This is a genomic window from Tannerella forsythia, assembly GCF_001006485.1.
Lineage (GTDB): Bacteria > Bacteroidota > Bacteroidia > Bacteroidales > Tannerellaceae > Tannerella > Tannerella forsythia.
In genome coordinates this window covers 16961-33363 of sequence record NZ_JUET01000048.1, presented here as the reverse complement: position 1 = coordinate 33363, position 16403 = coordinate 16961, and the positions used below count along the sequence as shown (strand labels likewise).

Here is a 16403-nt window from a genome sequence, read left to right as displayed (position 1 = left end):
ATACCGATCCGTTACCCATTAAGATGATTCGCTTTTTAAAAAGATATAACGTGCCGCTCGGGCTGGGATGCTTGCTTCTCGGGATACTTATCTCGTGCAAGACGGTCAAGCTCAAAGATGCCGAAGAGAAACAGCGCCTCGGCGAATACCACAGTGCGGCCGAAATGTATCGCAAGCTCTACACGAAATCGAAGCCCGAACAGAAGGACCTGCGTGCCTACATCGCCTTTCGCATGGGATACTGCAATCAGCGCACCAGCAACACGGCACGCGCCATCAGCGCCTATCAGAATGCGCTGCGCTACGACTATCCGGACAGTATGCTCTTCCTTTACCTCGGACAAGCATATCAAAAAGACGGACGATATGGCGATGCCATCAAATACTACCGTACGTATCTGGCACTCGATTCGTCCGACACACGCGCCGCCAACGGCATCGCAGGATGCGAAATGGCAACCGGATGGCGCGAACGACCGACACTCTATCAGGTGGCACGGATGGATATCTTTAACTCACGCCGCAGCGAATTCAGCCCCATGCTCTACGGCGAAAAGTACGACCAGCTTTATTTCTGCTCGTCGCGCGGAATTGTACACAAAGACTCCGTCAACGGTATCACCGGACTGAAGAACAATGCCCTGTTCGTTTCGGGCAAAGATGAACACGGTGCATGGCAGAAACCCGTCGAGGTGCAAGACCCCGTCACGACAGCGTATGACCAGGGTACCCCCTCGTTCTCGAAAGACGGATCGACGATGTACTATACCTACTGCGCCGAAGACGCCGTCGACCCGCGTACCTCCGAGATTTACGTCTCTTCGCGCAGCGGAGCCGCCTGGGGCAAGGGACAGCGTGCCAACATCGTCAAAGATTCGATCACGTTGCTGGCGCATCCGGCTGTCTCGCCCGACGGCAAATACCTCTATTTCGTCGCCGACGCAGTGGGTGGATACGGAGGAAAAGACCTGTTTCGTACGCGAATCACCGGAGAAAACGGCTTCGGCGGAATGGAAAACCTCGGCCCCTCCATCAATACCGAGGGGAACGAGCTGTTTCCCTACGTGCGCGATTCGGTGACGATCTATTTCGCTTCCGACGGCCATCCCGGCATGGGCGGACTGGACTTGTTCAAAGCCACGCTCGACAGCACCGGACAATGGATCGTCACTCACATGGGCGCCCCCATCAACTCGGCAGCCGACGATTTCGGCATCACTTTCGAGGGTGACAAAGAACGCGGATTCTTCTCCTCGAACCGAGGCGACGCCCGTGGATGGGATCATATCTACTCGTTCGAATATCCAACGATTACGATACAAATCGAGGGTTACGTGTCCGATGTCGAAGAATACGCGATTGAGAACGCCGTCGTACGTATCGTGGGGAAAGACGGCCTGAACATGAAGGTACCCGTTAAGCCCGACGGATCGTACAAAGTGGAACTGGCGCGCGATGTCAGCTACGTGATGATGGCCGAAGCGCCCAACTTCCTGAACCAGTACTTTGAACTCAAAACGAGTGACGAAGAGAAAGATGAAACATATTACGTCGATTTCTTCCTCTCGCCCGTCGACAAGCCCGTGGTGGTTGAAAATATCTTTTACGACTTCGACAAAGCCACCCTCCGTCCCGAATCGAAAGAAGCGCTCGACCAACTTGTCAAAATTCTTAACGAAAATCCAAATGTCACGATCGAGCTGGGAGCCCATACCGACCGCAAAGGTACGGAGGCATACAACGAAAATCTGGCACAGCGCCGCGCCCAGTCCGTCGTCGACTACCTGATTGAATCAGGTATTGATCCCGATAGACTTACCGCTAAAGGATACGGCGAAACCGTACCCAAAATAATCACCGCAAAACTTACGGAAAAACATCCCTTTCTCCCTGAAGGAACCATTCTAAATGAAGCCTTTGTCAATGCCCTTTCGCCGGAGCAGCAGGAAGTAGCTGATCAGCTGAACCGGCGTACCGAATTTCAAGTGACCGGACTCGATTACGAGCTCCGATGACCCACTGCAAACAGGGAACATATCGTTCTTTTTTGTTTTATCTACGCTTTCATTAACGGTATCTCTAATTATTTTATATTACTGTCCGGTAAAATGTGTATCTTTGTTCATCGCTACTATGGTTTATTTTGGCAGAAACAAAGGTCACTAAAAGGGCTGGATTCCAAGCGAGGAATTCAGTCCTAATTTTTATTGTTCAAAAAATTTTAATGGACAGCAATAAATTTCAATCGAGTAGGAAGAAAACGAAACGGTTTTCTTCCTACTTTCAGAAATGTTTTATCATCACACGAATATCGTATGCTCTCACAGCCCGCTTGTTTCATTAATTGTTCAATCCCGGATTGGCACTGATGGCCTCTTTGGGGATCGTCAGCGTATAACGGGCATCGTCTTGTTCAAGAATATATTGCTTTCCACCAAGTATTTTTTGGATGCGGGGACGGGTAGTACGGCGCAGGTCGAACCATCGGTGCCCTTCGATGGCCAATTCACGCTCGCGTTCGTCGAGTATTTCAGTAATCAGTTCGTCCTGCGTCATGGCGCTCACAGCCGTTTGCTTTGTCCGGTAAGCATCCGGAGTATATCGTTTCTTCATGAGGGCGAGCAGGCGTAAGCGTGCCTGCGACAAGTTACCGAGATGTGCTGCCGCTTCAGCCGCATTGAGATAAAGTTCTCCCGTGCGAAACGAACAACGGTATTTGGTTGAACCGTCGGTCTTAAGTATGGGATACTGTCCGTTGGCATCAATCGCACCGAAATATTTGTGCACACGCAAGTCTCCCAACGTATCATATTTGTTGATAAGGGTGCTCGTAGCACGTACGGCACGGATCGTAGAGGAGGAGTAGATCATCTCGCAGGGAGTGATCATCTCGACAGACCGATAATAGTTAGGTAACATGGCGTCGCTCCGGTTCAGGTCTTCAAGCTCCTGTTTCTTCTGCAGTACACGCTCTGCCGCATCGTATGCTTTTTGCCATTCGCCCATGTAAAGGTGGATGCGCGAATCGAGAGCGTCGACCGACAGCGTAGAGAAACGATACATGTGAGCCGAATCCCATGTTTGTTTTGTGATAAGCGTGCGGGCCTTTTCGATATCGGCCAAGACAGATTCATACACGTGCGCCAGTGTACTGCGCCCCAAGACGGATTCCAAGTCGAGGTCGAGTTTGACAGGTACAGCCTTAGTCTGAGGTGCACCGCTTACAGTATACGGCTGCCCGTAGAGGTTTGCCAAAAGAAAATGCAAATAACCGCGCATGAGGTATGCTTCGCCTGCAAGCTGAAGCATCTCCTCTCCGTTACCCTCTTTCATACGGCTCTGTCCGTCAATGATCGCATTGGCATAGTAAACAGATTCATAGTACTTGGCCCAGCCGAACGGTTGCGTAGCCGCTCCGTAGTTGACGTCTATCCATTTCTCGATGTCACCGTAGTTGTTTTGATCCAGCTCATCGCTGCGTACAACAAGTCCGTCCGTACGCATATCCGTAAGACTGCGGTCGATAAACTGAAACTGATAAGCCGTCGTCATCAGTGCGCGGTATTCCGCCGGTGTTTCGGGGATAACTTTTCCTACGGGACGTATATCGAGGAAACGATCGCATGCGGAAAACATCAGTACACCTGCCGCCAGAAGCATTGCCGTAAATTTTTTTATCGAATTTTTCATATATGACATGGCGTTAAAAGTCGAGATTAAAGTTGAATGTAATCGACTTGGGGATCGGGGTAGCATAAAGATTGCCCATAGATTCGGGATCCATATAGTTCTTATAGCTTGAACCGAAAACGAGCAGGTTACGCCCTTCAAGGGCCAGCGTAGCCCCGCTGATGTGTAGCGGGTGCAGGAATACGGCCGGCATACGGTATGCCAGACGTATGTTCTGCAGGCGTATGTAATTCTGCTTCTTCACCCAGATACTCAAATTACGGTAAATATCTCCGCGATTATCGATCAGACTATAATCGGCGGGGAAAGTCTTACGTGTGAGCAGAGCCGGCAATGTGCCGGTCGGGTTGGCCGGGGACCATCGCTCCAGAATATCACGGTTCACATTATGCCCCGGGTCCTGTCCTACGATTTTGTATGAGGGCGAAGTGCGTACGTATGCGCCCAGATGATACGCGAAATTGACGCTCAACTCCCAGTTATGATAAGTGAACGTGTTCATGAGGCCTCCCGTATAAGGAGCATCAGACGAACCGATATATTTATAAAAGGTACGTTCCTGTACCGGGGTGGTTTTAAACTCATAGAAGCCGGTGCCCGTCGGATCTGAAGCGCCGTAGAGTTCTTCCAGCGTTACGGCCTTTCCTTCGGGATTGGCAATGTAGATACGTCCCGTCTGCGGATCGATACTTTTCACTTCGAGAGCGAAGATCGCACCGACCGGATATCCTTCCAAGCCGGGTGTCGTCTGATTGTCGGGTACCATCTGTCTTAACACTTTGTTCCTGTTATAGGCAAAGTTGAACGACGTATACCATGAGAAATCTTTCGTCATAATGTTCCGTGTCTGCAAATTGACTTCTATCCCCCTGTTCTCCATGCTGGCCCAGTTGATGCTCATACTGGTGAAACCATTCTCGAGCGGGAGCATACGTGTGCCGATAAGATCGGTCCCTTTGCGGTAATAATAATCGATGCTCAGATTGATGCGCTGTTCGATGGCGGAGAAGTCGACCCCCAGGTTATAGGAAGCGGTTTTCTCCCATCTCAGCTTACTGTTGGGCGCGTCGGAGATGGTGATGTTCTCTTCTGTCACCCCCGGCAAGATGGAGATATTTTCATACCGTCCTATCAGAAATGGAGAAGTGTTCTTATCGATATTCCCCTGCAAGCCGTAAGAGAGACGAAGCGCCAAGTTATCTATCCGGTCATAAGACTGTAAGAACGCTTCGTTGGAAAGCCGCCACAATCCGCTCACGGAGTAGATAGGCAGGTAACGGTATTTCTTATCCACGCCGAACAAGTCAGAACCGTCCATACGTACACTTGCACCGAGGATGTAACGTTTCATAAGCGAATACGACCCGTTGGCAAAGAAAGAGGCGAACGCGTTTTCCTGATAGTTTTTGGTGTAAAGCGGATATGCGCGCGCCTGTGCTTCGTCGCGAAAAATAAGCGGCTTTGTCGTCAGCGTTCTGGGATTGTAACCGTAACCGTTGACCGAGTGATTGTCGTATCGGTTTTTACGTATTTCGGAACCGATCATGGCCTGCACATCATGACTGTCAGCAAAGGTGTTTTTATATTCTCCCAGCGTCTTCCACATTATTTGAGACATGGTACGGTCTGTTGTTTTGTGCATACCTCCTTCGGGGAGCAAGTATTTGTTCGTCTTGCTGGCGTTATCCCAGTAATGACTGTTGATACGTGCGTTGCGCATGCTAAATGTTTCTTGCCCCACATAGCGTTGTTGTTCATATTGTTCCCACTGCACCCCCACCTGTGATGAGAGCTTCCAATGATCGCCGAAGCGCAGTTCGGCATCAAAGATCGAGTTGATGGCCGTCGTCGTGGCCTCGTCACTGCTGTTGGCCCGTTCTTCAAAGATATTGAATCCCTGCTTCAGGTCGCGCGTGTTTCCGGTTGCGATATCGTAGTCATACAAATAGCGGCTGTCAGCGCTGAAAGGTGCAAAATAGGGATTGGCGATGCGCGAATAGTAATTGGGGTTGGAGAACCCGTACGTATCTGTTACGAACGTATTATTTTTCCTGCGGTTCACGAAAAGCGAGAAGCCCAATTTCAAGACCTTGCTCAACCGGTAATCGGTTTTACTTGTGAGGTTGAAGCGGTCCATGCTTACGGCAGGTACATTACCGTTCTCTTTCATATAGCCGAGCGAGTTATAATAAGTAATCTTTTCTGCTCCTCCGGAAAGGCTCAGGTTATACTCTTGCGTAAAAGCGTCGCGATACAATATATCGTTCCAGTCGGTATGCACCGTTTTGAGATTATTGATTGCCTGCTGCGCCTCCGGTGTCAGACCGTTCCAACCGTTTTTCCGATATGCCTCGAGAAGGTTATAGCGGGTGAGGATGGCAGCGACCCCTCCCTTGGTGGCATATACCGGCACGGGAGAAAAAAATACTTCATCATCGGGCTCTTTCATCAGTTCCAGCTCCAGATCGACTTTTTCTTCGGAACGGAGAAGATTGAGGCGCGAAGTGTTAAGGTTCGGCATATACGTAAGCCGGGTATTGAAGTTGATCACGGGTTTTCCGCTGCGTCCGCGTTTGGTCGTAATCACAATCACGCCGTTGGCAGCACGTGCGCCGTAGATCGCTGTAGCTGCAGCATCCTTGAGTATCGTGATGCTTTCGATATCGTTCGGGCTTATACCGGCAATAGCGGTTTGCCCCATATTGATAATGTCATTGTCATTACTGCTGCTTATTCTGGGGATATCCGTTCCTTCCAGCGGCATACCGTCCATCACCCACAATGGGTCTTGCGTGCCGTTGAGCGAAGCCGTACCGCGTATCCGGATACGCGCCGGAGCGCCCGGGCTGCCGGTCGTATTCGTTACCGAAACACCCGCTATCTGTCCGGCAAGCGCCTGGTCGATACTTTTAGCTGCGCCGATAACAGCCTCGGATACATCTATTTTGGAAACAGCCGCCGTGAGCCGGCGACGTTCCACCGTCTGGTAGCCGGTGACTACTACATCGGCAAGCATATGCGTACCGGACTGTAACACGATACGGTAGTCGTTACGCCCGTCCTGCAAGAGCAAAGACTCCTCCTGATAACCGATGTAAGTAAAGACGAGACGACGCACCTCATCAGGCACGGATATTGAAAAATTTCCGTTCACATCTGTGATCGTACCAAGCGTGTTCGACGAGATACCCGCTTTTTTCAGCTCGTCCGAAGGGACTTGTATCGACACGCCGACAAGCGGCTGGTTATCGTCTCCCGCCAGTACGACCCCCGTAACAACACGATTGGCTGCGTCGGCAGCAGTCGACAAGATGAAGCACAAAAATACATATAAAAATCCTTTGTTCATAAAAATATAAATTACGTTCTGTTTATTACCGGTCTGTCAAATCCCCAACGCCGTGTTGATGCGGAGTATCATATCTTCATAATGATAGCGCACGGCCGTATCGGCCATACCGAGGCGTTTTTGCAACAATGTTTTTATGCGCAAGAGTTCTCCGCGCTTTATCGAGATGGCGTCTGAAATACGCGTAAGTTGCGCACCGTAGAAGTTAAGCGTGCGTGGTGCTCCCACCCGGTTTATTTGACGCAGGCAACGCTGTTCTTCATCGGAATGCTGACATAACGACGGTCGGCCGGCAAGTAAAAAATGATCTTCCGAGAGATGCTTATTTATTTTCACCGCCTCCGGTTCGGCGGCAGCCGTTAGTAAGGCATCAAGGAAATTTTTCTGCAGCGAACGCTCCATCACGTCGGGTGATACGCCACGTTCGGTGGAGGCAAAAATATGTCGATGGAGGGCGTCCATAAGTTCTACCGTCGTATAGGCCTGTTTGCCGTTTACAACCTCATTTTCTATCATGCGCATCAGGCGGTTGTTGCCCAGCAGGTCCCACAAGATATAAGCCTGTGCGTTTTTAAGTACTTGTGTGGGAGCATTCTCCTGTATGCCGAGCGGTGTAGAGCGCAACAGGTACGTATATTTGCCCACTTCCGCATCGAAGAGCCATCGTGGATAAGTAAGCACTTCATCCAGCAGGAAACGTACGGAGGCAGACTGCTTCTCCTTTTCCACAAACGTAAAAGTCTTCGTCCCGTCACCCACCGTCGTATTTTCCATATAGATGCCGCCGATATTGGCAAGAACATGATACAGATAGCTGTTCCACTGGTTGATGACCGCATAGTAGAGGCGGGACGCGTCAGCATAGGTTTGTTCCTTTTCACCGGTCGTCGTCCATTCGATTATATGAGGAACGATCCGTTTAAGGTTAGCGATACCCAGCAGCGAAGAACGCACGGGATCGTCGCCTAAGTCCTCATTTTGTGCGCGTGGGTCTACAGCGTCCCGTATGTCCTGCGCTTCACCATACTTATACAGACGCCCCGTATGCCGACTCAGGAAATCGGCTAAAAGTTCGCGCTCTTCTTCGGGGGTCTCTTTGCCATACCAGCGATAACCGTATTCGATGGCAAACTTATCGTACGGACCGATATGCGGAGAGAGGAGACTGACGCCGTCTTCCGGCTGTGCCACATAGTTAAAACGCGCATAATCCATAATCGATGAACTGGTAGAGTGCATGCGGCCGGTGAATCCCGGCGAACGCAGCGAGTCTGTAGGGAAAGCCCATGAGCCCATCATGTTATGCCGTAATCCCAACGAGTGACCCACTTCGTGGCAGGCAACGAAACGGATGGCATCGCCCATCAGCGAATCCGGCAGAGGTGAGCGGTGGGCCTCAACGTTTACGGCACCGGTCTGCGTAGTGATCCACTCGCTTACCATAGAAATGACGTTATGCCACCACATAATGTCTGCCTCCAAGATCTCGCCCGAACGGGGGTCGAGTAACGATGGACCCATCGCATTTTTTTTCTCCGATGCAGCGTATGTAAGTACCGAGTAGCTAACATCGTCCATATCCACGATCATGCTGTCGGTAAGGTCTCTCGCCACAATCGCATTTTTAAATCCTGCCTGTTCGAACGCTTCCTGCCACTCTTCTATCCCCTGCTTGATATAAGGACGCCAACGGTGCGGAGTAGAACGGTCAATGTAAAAGACGATGGGTCGTTCCGGCTCTACGAGTTCACCGCGCAAATAGGCTTCACGGTCGGCCGGCTTGGGCTCCATTCGCCAGCGGGTGATGTAATGACTTTTCTCCGTACGCTGCTGCGCGTCGCCGAAACGCTGAAGCGATGTGGTAAAATACCCTACCTTAGGACTCCCGAAGCGACCGGTCATCTTCCGTTCCGGCAGCAGCAACAGCGATGAGCTGACTTCGACGGTGACGTGTACGGTCGTCGTACCTTCGACAACACGTGTGGTAAGTTCGGACATCGCGACAATATTATCGGGGAACGACTTGATCTTTTGTATGCGTGACAAATCCTTAACGGCCGATGTACCCAGATTTATGTTGGTAAAGACGTTGTTGATGCTCGTCTCGGTTCCGTTGTATATATCATTGACCTTGATGACGACTGCCGTCGAATCGTTCTTTACCGCTTCTATGTTAAAGGCGGCGATAAGCGGCGAGATGAAATTGTCCGCTACCGAACGGTGTATCGCATCTTCCTGCGGTGAATCGGGTAGTGGGCGTTGCTGCCGAAAGAGTAACTTGCCCGCACGCTTGTCCCACTCCATGCGCACCATCTGATTCTCATAGTTCACGCCGCGGTTTACGCCGGCATCGTTCAACTCTGAGGGGACGCGCTGCAGCTTGTTCACAACAAGCATATCACGGCCGAGCAGCCTAACGGGTATCTCAAAGTAATAATCGTTCTTCTTCTGATAAACGATAAACATACCCTCGCTCCGACAAGCGTCTGCCACCAGTTTCTCATAGTCACTTTTCGTCTCCGTTGCAGCCGTTTTCTTCTTCTTTTTTCTGAAGAAATCAAATAAACCTGCACGAGGAGCAGCTGTGGCAGCCGACATCCTCGACGGCCCTGCACCTAAATACATACCTGTCATAATAACAAGCATGATACATACTACTCTTTTCATCTGACCATCGTCCTTTTCTATGTTTTGATCATTTATTTATCGGTTGACAATCGAAATGCAGGCAATATGCCTACATGGTGGCGGATAACCTCTCTACTGCCCGACGCACAAGAGCCGCAATCAACACGATTATAAAAAATATAAAAAATAAACGCACAAAGATAGAAGCGTTTTCGATCAGATGCAAAAAAAATTCCATCTATCGCGCTTAACATACCGGTGTTCACCACGCACAGTATGCAAACGCATAAAATCCGTATAGTTCTCTGTCTTAAAATGATCGATCTGCGAAACAGAAGCAATATGAATGACAAAATCGGGAATCCTATGCTCTGTACAAGATAAAGATTCCCGATATTCAATTAAACATCTTGTGTCAACCTCTGATTGACAATCAAAACATCACATTTGCAAAGCAACAATAACTAAAAAAAACAAACACTTGAAAAGCTATTTATTTTCCGTCTGTTTTTTTCGTACATAAATCAATATCGATAGCAAGATAAGCGCTAAAATTAATACATTCTTCATAATATATCCGACACTCATAAACGGATAGTCTAAAATGAAGAGGAATATAATAGCAGCAATGCTTAACACATTAGAAATCACACTAACTTTTTTCATTATTCTTCCAAAGTTAATCTTTACCTAATTGGTAGCAGAAAAAAGCAATTGTAGCGATAACAAGCTCTCCTCCAGAGATATTCTCCTGCTCTGTAATAGTTAATTCTTCAAACATAATTACAAAATATCAAATTATTTTAGTTCAATTTTGTGCAACACCTAATAGATAAAATGCCCCACCTATAGGACCAAGCAAAACACATGCCAAGCCAAACTCCCAATAATGAAATTTTCCATCTCCCCCATTCACTTCTTCCATCTCTTGAGCATTAAGCTCTGCTACTCCGTAGGTAGCCCAATCAAAATTTTTCATGTTCGTTCAATCAAGAACAGAACATGGACTATCGCAATCTGTTTCTTTCGAAACAACTATTTAAAAATCATACGATAGAACGATCTATCTATTGACTTTCGTTGGGACGGCACATCGGCTGATACATTTTTGGATGAAATAAGTGGCAACTGTGCTAACCAGTATGGCAACAAGACGGATTACAAAAAATCCGAAATCTCCCCCTATCACATTATAGAGTACCGTTGAGAAAGCAATAATTAATACGACCTTTCCAAAAGAGTATTTGTTACTGATACCATAAAGAAGACACGCTCCCGTAGGGATAAAGAAAAGGCATTCAAGCGTATCTCCTATGTATAAATCCTCAATTTGATGTGCTTCGACGTACGGTCTGTATATCCATGCCATCAGTATCCCGATAATGCCAATAATGGCTCCTGCAATAATATAATTCTTTTTCATCATGTTGTTTATGTCTAAAAATTACAGCTATAAATTTGTAACAGCTCGCGAGTCGAAAGATTCGTAACGATGACTTCGTTCAGTGGTACATCGGCGGAAACCAATCGAATGGATAAAGTAAGCCTGTCTTGCGCTATGGGTATGGCCTGCGTTTCGTACCCAATACACGATGCGGTCAGCGTATCGCCTGTTTCTGGCAGCCGGAGCCGGAATTGCCCGTCGGAATTCGTAACGGTTCCTCTTTTCGCCTGTTTGAAGAAAAGGCTCACGTTCGGAAGCGGCCGGTTATGCTCATCTGCGACGCTCCCCGTAATGACCGAACGAGGTTGACCGCACAGCAGCGTCGGCACGAGAAAAAGCGCCCAAAGAACAGCCCATAATCGTTTGGAAAGGATGGTAGAATAAAACGCGATTCATAATGGAATACCGCTGAGAAAGATCATCTTAAATCAATGCGTTGTTTCATTACTGGATTTGTTAATATAGAGAAAGTCTCTTCATTCCAAAACAGCAAACAATTTGGTTTGATATGTTTTATAGTAAATCGAGTAGGAAGACGTTTTCCTCCTACTCGATTTGGTTTGTATGGTATAAGGCTATCTTACTCTTTCCATATGTCGTCTCCTGCATTATCATTTACACAAGATTGCTTAGAGAAAAGTACCTTTCTTCTACAAACATTTGGTTTGATGACTTTTTCATATATCACAATGAATATAAGAGCAATCACCGAAGCCAAGATGTCATAAATATCGAAACTTGTCCCAAAATTCACAATATGGAGCGATTCATATATAACGGCCAATGCAAACACATACCATATCGATTTCCAAAAAGTATGGTTCAGAAAGTATTTAGACATCAGATAAAGCATGAATGAGCCCCAGAAATTAGGAAATGTATAAAGCAAATCTTTCAAGAATCGACTGTCTGAATATTGAATCGCATAAGGACGTAGATAATGCCTGTATATGGCATATATAACCACCATCAAGAACAAAATACTCAATATACCAATCTGCTTCTTTCGAGACGAATATTTAAAAATCATACGATAAGTCTTGTTTATTACCACCATCCCATATCTTTACCGCAATAATAAATTCCGCCCAAGGGTCCCATCAATGCTATCCCAACAAGTCGCCCTGCTATGCGAGCACCGTTCCGAGAACCTGTTTCACCTCCATTTATCTCAACCAATTCTTCTAAACTTAGTTCTTTCATGATCATTCAGTTTATTTGTTACCTAAAAAACCATCTACGAAATCCTCAGGATACTCTATTGAGCTAATGATTAAATAAGCCGCGACAGCAGCCGCTAAAGCGCCCCAAAATCCCCCATTCACTTCTTCCATCTCTTGAGCATTAAGCTCTGCTACTCCATAAGTAGTCAATTCTGAATTTTTCATTGTTTTAAAATTTTAAATTTACAAAATAAAGTCTTTCTGCAATCTCCCGAATTGTGCACCATTCGTTTAATCACAACACAAAAGTACATCGCTTCGGTGCAATAAAATTGCACTCGGTATTTTTTTGATAAAAAATCCTCCGGAAATCCGCCTCTGCTCTTTTTCGTCAAGGGAGCAGCATTTGATTACGATCTGAAAATCGAAGTCATTAGCGTAAAAATACGTACACCGTACTCTGTCATATCGTATCTCTGCACCTAAATCCCTCAGTTCGTCCAACACATTGAAAAACTGTCGGCGACAAAGATGCAGGCGCTCGGCAAATTGCTGTGGGTCTCCCGTTGCCTCGTGCTGTATCAGACCGTGCATGCGTTTGGCTCTGTCAATGGTTTCAAATAATTGCATAATCATCCTTTTTTGATCGTTTCTACCTGATGGATTGGTCGGCATAAAAATCCAATATCTTTTTCCGCAAGGCAAATTCATATCTGGCCTGTGCCTGTTCGGAGCGACTATTCGCCAGTTTCATTTTTGCTTCGTTATATTCGTATACGGTACTCTTACCCGCTTGATATTTTTCTTTTGCATAGCGTAATGCCTCACTGTTGGCCGCGACGGAGTGGCGGGTCGACTCGTAGCGCTCGTGTGCGGAGAGAGCATCGTACCACGTCTTTTGTATTTCCTTATACAACGTTTTTAACGCATTGTCTGCGGCAAGACGGCTATCCTCCCGTTCTTTTTGTGCTGTGCGTACGGCATTCCTGGTCGTCATCCGGTTAAATAGCGGAATACGGAGCGTGAGGTATACCGTTTGCTGCATATTGTTTTTAAACTGTATGTCTAATGGCGGATTATTGTCATTATTGTGATAATATCCGCTACTTATTTTTGCGGCCAATGCTAAGGACGGATAATAACCGGCTTTGGCTATGCGAATAGCGCTTTGGCTGCTCTCAACAGCTGTACGGGCGCTTTTGATCTCAGGCATAATCTGTTCCGATACGGCAAAAATCTCATCCGGAGATACGGCCAAAGGCATGAGGGTATCGAGCGCAACAGGCACGATGTCGAAACCGGCGGTATCGCGTAGCTCAAGTAACTGAAGCAAATTGATCATGGAGAGGCGAAGTGTATTCGCTGCTTTGACCGATGCTAATTCGTCATTTGCCAACTGTGCCTTGACAGTCAACACTTGTGATTCCGCTACTTTGCCATGTGTAGCCAGCACCCGTGTCATTTCTTCCTGTTCACGCGTCAATATGATCTGTTCGTCGGCTATCGCTGCAATCTCCTTATCGAGCAGAATCTGATAATAGCAGATGGTAACTTGCAACGTAATATCATTCCGTACTTTCTCTAATAATTCTCGATTTATTTTTAATTCTAACTTTTGCCGTGCGATCGAATGCATCGTTTTAAATCCGGAGAACAGCCCCACTTCTGTGGTCAAAGAAAATGAACTTGTTTGTGAGTTGACATCCGTATACGTATTATCACGGTTCAGCGAACGCCCGAAATCAAATTGCTGTGTTCCGTTCAAATTCAGGTCCGGCAACCGGCTGTACTTTTCCGTCTCGACCCGAATGGCCTGCTTGTCCAACTTTACCTGTTGGCGTTTGATATCCACATTGGCATGCAGAGCTTGTTGTATGCATTCTCCTAATGTGTACGAAGCTTGCCCATACAGTAAATTTCCTGACAACAGGCACAATACAAGAAAAACCATGCTTTTCATACCATGCCGTATTGCTCGTTCCACAACTTTCGGTAAATACCGTCCTCATGTATCAACTGCTCATGCACCCCATGCTGAACCACCTTCCCATCATCCAGCACAACGATCGCATCGGCATCTCTGACGGTGCTCAGTCGATGAGCAATCACAATAATCGTCTTTCCTCGTGTCGCCAGACTTTTCAAGGTCTGTTTTACAAATTTCTCCGAAACCGAATCGAGCGAAGAAGTCGCTTCATCAAATATTAAGATTTCCGGTTCTTTGTATAACGCACGTGCAATGGCCAGACGTTGCCGCTCTCCCCCGGAAAGCGATGCCCCATGCTCGCCGATATACGTCATATAATTCTGCGGTAATTTTTCAATAAACTCCTTTAAACCTAGTTGCTCCGCCAAGTCGATGATTCGTTCCATATCCGGATACAAATCTCCGAGCGCGATATTTTCGGCAATACTTCCGGCAAATAATTCGATTTGCTGAGGAACAGTACCAACGATCCTGCGTAAACTCTCGTTCGTAATTTGGGCAATATCGAACTCTCCGATGCGTATCTGTCCGTCTTGTATCGGATAGATATGCTGCATCAGTGAAATCAGCGTTGTTTTACCGGAGCCGCTTTCACCGATAACGGCTGTTGTCTTTCCTTTTTCTATTTTTAAATTTAACGACTCGAAGACCTTCTTTCGGGAACCGTAACGAAAGGCTACATTCTCGAACGAAATATTGCCGATCATCTCCGGTGTCAGATTGATTTTCTGACTATTGTCGCTTTCTCTCTCCAAATCCATAATCTGAAACAAGCGATCTGCCGCAATCAACGCATCCTGTATGGTTTGGTTCGACGTGATCAGCGAAGAGATCGGAGACAGTACATATCCCACCAATGAATAGAACAGCATCAGGGCACCCGGCGTCAGTTCCTGATCGATCACCAGTACGCTACCTGTCCACAACACGGCAATCGTCACTCCCGTAGAAATAAATTGAATGCCACCCTGTGCCATAATAGAGCCATAGATACTGCGGAACGTGTTCTTTAACAGATGGACAAAGCGCGTCTCGGTCTTCAGATTGGCATACTCTTCTATCCCGAACCGTTTGATGGTCGAAATGGAGTTAATCGATTCGACTAACTGTGATTCAAGATCGGCAGCGCTTTCCATAATGCGGCGCTGGTATTTACGGTTCAGTCGGTTGAATCCCCAGAACACAAGCAGGAACAGAGGGGCTGACAAGAGGGTAACTACGGCGAGCTTCCATGAATACACAAACATCAGACAGGAGGTGAAGAACAGGATCATCACGTTCACAGCCAGATCGAGTGAGACATTGTTGATAAAAGAACGAATCTTTACGGCATCATTCACTCGCGATATGATTTCGCCTACGCGCATCGTATCGAAAAATTGCTGAGGGAGGGTCAACAGATGTTTATAATATCCGAGAATCAATGCGGCATCGATACGTTGACCGGTCTTTAAGGCCAGAATACTCTTCATCGCACCGATAAACGTTCTCAATAAAAGGACGGCAATCATGATTATTCCCATCAGATGCAACAGGTTCAAATTCTTATCTACTAAGACATAATCTGTAATCTTACCGACGTAGACCGCTGTAGAAAGTCCTAATATACTATACACAAGAGCGCCGAAAAGAGCTTGAAGCATGACGCTTTTATGTGGCGCAAGCAAAGCCATGAATTGAGAGATGATATTCTTCTTCTCGTTTCCACGCCGGAAAGACTCTTCAGGCTCCATAATAACCATAACCTTTGTCCATTCTTTATTGAACTCCTCACGCGTTTTTTGATGCATGCGCCCATCCCCGGGATCCATATAGGTAACGTGTGTCTTCGTCACTTTATAGACTACGACATAATGTTGTAATTGTTCTTTGACAATAACATGGGCAATTGCCGGTTTGGGTACGATATCCAAAGCCTCCGGAAGCGCACGGACCCCCTTGGCCGATAAGCCGAGTTTATGCGCAGCTTGAGTAAGCCCAAGCACATTCGTTCCTTTTTTGTCTGTGAAAGCATACTGCCGGATACGTGAAACGGGAAAACGTAATCCATGGTAAGCACAAACGGATGCCAGACAAGCCGCCCCACAGTCGGTTATATCATGCTGTTTAACTTTAATTCCTCTTTTCATTTGTTTTTTTATG

General features: G+C 47.2%; 12 protein-coding genes. 1 reads left to right on the top strand and 11 read right to left on the bottom strand.

What is annotated here, in order from left to right:
- Window positions 1-23 precede the first annotated feature (23 nt).
- Window positions 24-2015: a PorE family type IX secretion system protein gene (porE, locus tag Tanf_RS02245; RefSeq protein WP_046824782.1), complete on the top strand. Its 1992-nt coding sequence runs from the start codon at window positions 24-26 to the stop codon at window positions 2013-2015.
- 325 nt (window positions 2016-2340) lie between these two features.
- Here the strand turns inward: porE and Tanf_RS02235 are convergent, their stop codons facing one another.
- From Tanf_RS02235 to Tanf_RS02195, 11 genes are all read right to left on the bottom strand, one after another.
- Entirely contained in the window at window positions 2341-3690 is a 1350-nt protein-coding gene (locus Tanf_RS02235; RefSeq protein ID WP_046824781.1) for a RagB/SusD family nutrient uptake outer membrane protein, read from the bottom strand.
- 13 nt (window positions 3691-3703) lie between these two features.
- Window positions 3704-7039: a SusC/RagA family TonB-linked outer membrane protein gene (locus Tanf_RS02230; RefSeq protein WP_046824757.1), complete on the bottom strand. Its 3336-nt coding sequence runs from the start codon at window positions 7037-7039 to the stop codon at window positions 3704-3706.
- 36 nt (window positions 7040-7075) lie between these two features.
- Complete coding sequence (locus Tanf_RS02225) at window positions 7076-9637, bottom strand: zinc-dependent metalloprotease (protein ID WP_236684365.1); 2562 nt, start codon at window positions 9635-9637, stop codon at window positions 7076-7078.
- An 838-nt stretch (window positions 9638-10475) separates the two neighbouring features.
- Complete coding sequence (locus tag Tanf_RS15035) at window positions 10476-10646, bottom strand: hypothetical protein (protein ID WP_014224662.1); 171 nt, start codon at window positions 10644-10646, stop codon at window positions 10476-10478.
- Window positions 10647-10730: 84 nt separating this feature from the next.
- Window positions 10731-11093, bottom strand: coding sequence for a hypothetical protein (locus tag Tanf_RS02220; RefSeq protein ID WP_041590708.1), 363 nt, complete (start codon window positions 11091-11093; stop codon window positions 10731-10733).
- Window positions 11094-11104: 11 nt separating this feature from the next.
- The gene (locus Tanf_RS02215; RefSeq protein WP_046824755.1) at window positions 11105-11440 is read right to left on the bottom strand and encodes a carboxypeptidase-like regulatory domain-containing protein; all 336 of its coding nucleotides are present in this window, start codon (window positions 11438-11440) and stop codon (window positions 11105-11107) included.
- A 718-nt stretch (window positions 11441-12158) separates the two neighbouring features.
- Window positions 12159-12314: a hypothetical protein gene (locus tag Tanf_RS15030; RefSeq protein ID WP_155642412.1), complete on the bottom strand. Its 156-nt coding sequence runs from the start codon at window positions 12312-12314 to the stop codon at window positions 12159-12161.
- 11 nt (window positions 12315-12325) lie between these two features.
- Window positions 12326-12499 (bottom strand): class IIb bacteriocin, lactobin A/cerein 7B family, encoded by a 174-nt coding sequence (locus Tanf_RS14695; protein ID WP_140230680.1) that lies wholly within the window; start codon window positions 12497-12499, stop codon window positions 12326-12328.
- Between the two features lie 66 nt (window positions 12500-12565).
- Window positions 12566-12904: a helix-turn-helix domain-containing protein gene (locus Tanf_RS13745; protein ID WP_140230679.1), complete on the bottom strand. Its 339-nt coding sequence runs from the start codon at window positions 12902-12904 to the stop codon at window positions 12566-12568.
- A 22-nt stretch (window positions 12905-12926) separates the two neighbouring features.
- Window positions 12927-14234: a TolC family protein gene (locus tag Tanf_RS02200; protein ID WP_046824754.1), complete on the bottom strand. Its 1308-nt coding sequence runs from the start codon at window positions 14232-14234 to the stop codon at window positions 12927-12929.
- Window positions 14231-16390, bottom strand: a complete 2160-nt coding sequence (locus tag Tanf_RS02195; RefSeq protein WP_046824753.1) for a peptidase domain-containing ABC transporter — start codon at window positions 16388-16390, stop codon at window positions 14231-14233. Before Tanf_RS02195 ends, Tanf_RS02200 begins: the two co-directional genes overlap by 4 nt.
- Window positions 16391-16403: the final 13 nt, after the last annotated feature.

Coding starts and splice junctions, on each gene's coding strand:
- porE (WP_046824782.1), top strand. CDS start 24: ATGATTCGCTTTTTAAAAAGATATAACGTGCCGCTCGGGCTGGGATGC.
- Tanf_RS02235 (WP_046824781.1), bottom strand. CDS start 3,690: ATGAAAAATTCGATAAAAAAATTTACGGCAATGCTTCTGGCGGCAGGT.
- Tanf_RS02230 (WP_046824757.1), bottom strand. CDS start 7,039: ATGAACAAAGGATTTTTATATGTATTTTTGTGCTTCATCTTGTCGACT.
- Tanf_RS02225 (WP_236684365.1), bottom strand. CDS start 9,637: ATGTCGGCTGCCACAGCTGCTCCTCGTGCAGGTTTATTTGATTTCTTC.
- Tanf_RS15035 (WP_014224662.1), bottom strand. CDS start 10,646: ATGAAAAATTTTGATTGGGCTACCTACGGAGTAGCAGAGCTTAATGCT.
- Tanf_RS02220 (WP_041590708.1), bottom strand. CDS start 11,093: ATGATGAAAAAGAATTATATTATTGCAGGAGCCATTATTGGCATTATC.
- Tanf_RS15030 (WP_155642412.1), bottom strand. CDS start 12,314: ATGAAAGAACTAAGTTTAGAAGAATTGGTTGAGATAAATGGAGGTGAA.
- Tanf_RS14695 (WP_140230680.1), bottom strand. CDS start 12,499: ATGAAAAATTCAGAATTGACTACTTATGGAGTAGCAGAGCTTAATGCT.
- Tanf_RS13745 (WP_140230679.1), bottom strand. CDS start 12,904: ATGCAATTATTTGAAACCATTGACAGAGCCAAACGCATGCACGGTCTG.
- Tanf_RS02200 (WP_046824754.1), bottom strand. CDS start 14,234: ATGAAAAGCATGGTTTTTCTTGTATTGTGCCTGTTGTCAGGAAATTTA.
- Tanf_RS02195 (WP_046824753.1), bottom strand. CDS start 16,390: ATGAAAAGAGGAATTAAAGTTAAACAGCATGATATAACCGACTGTGGG.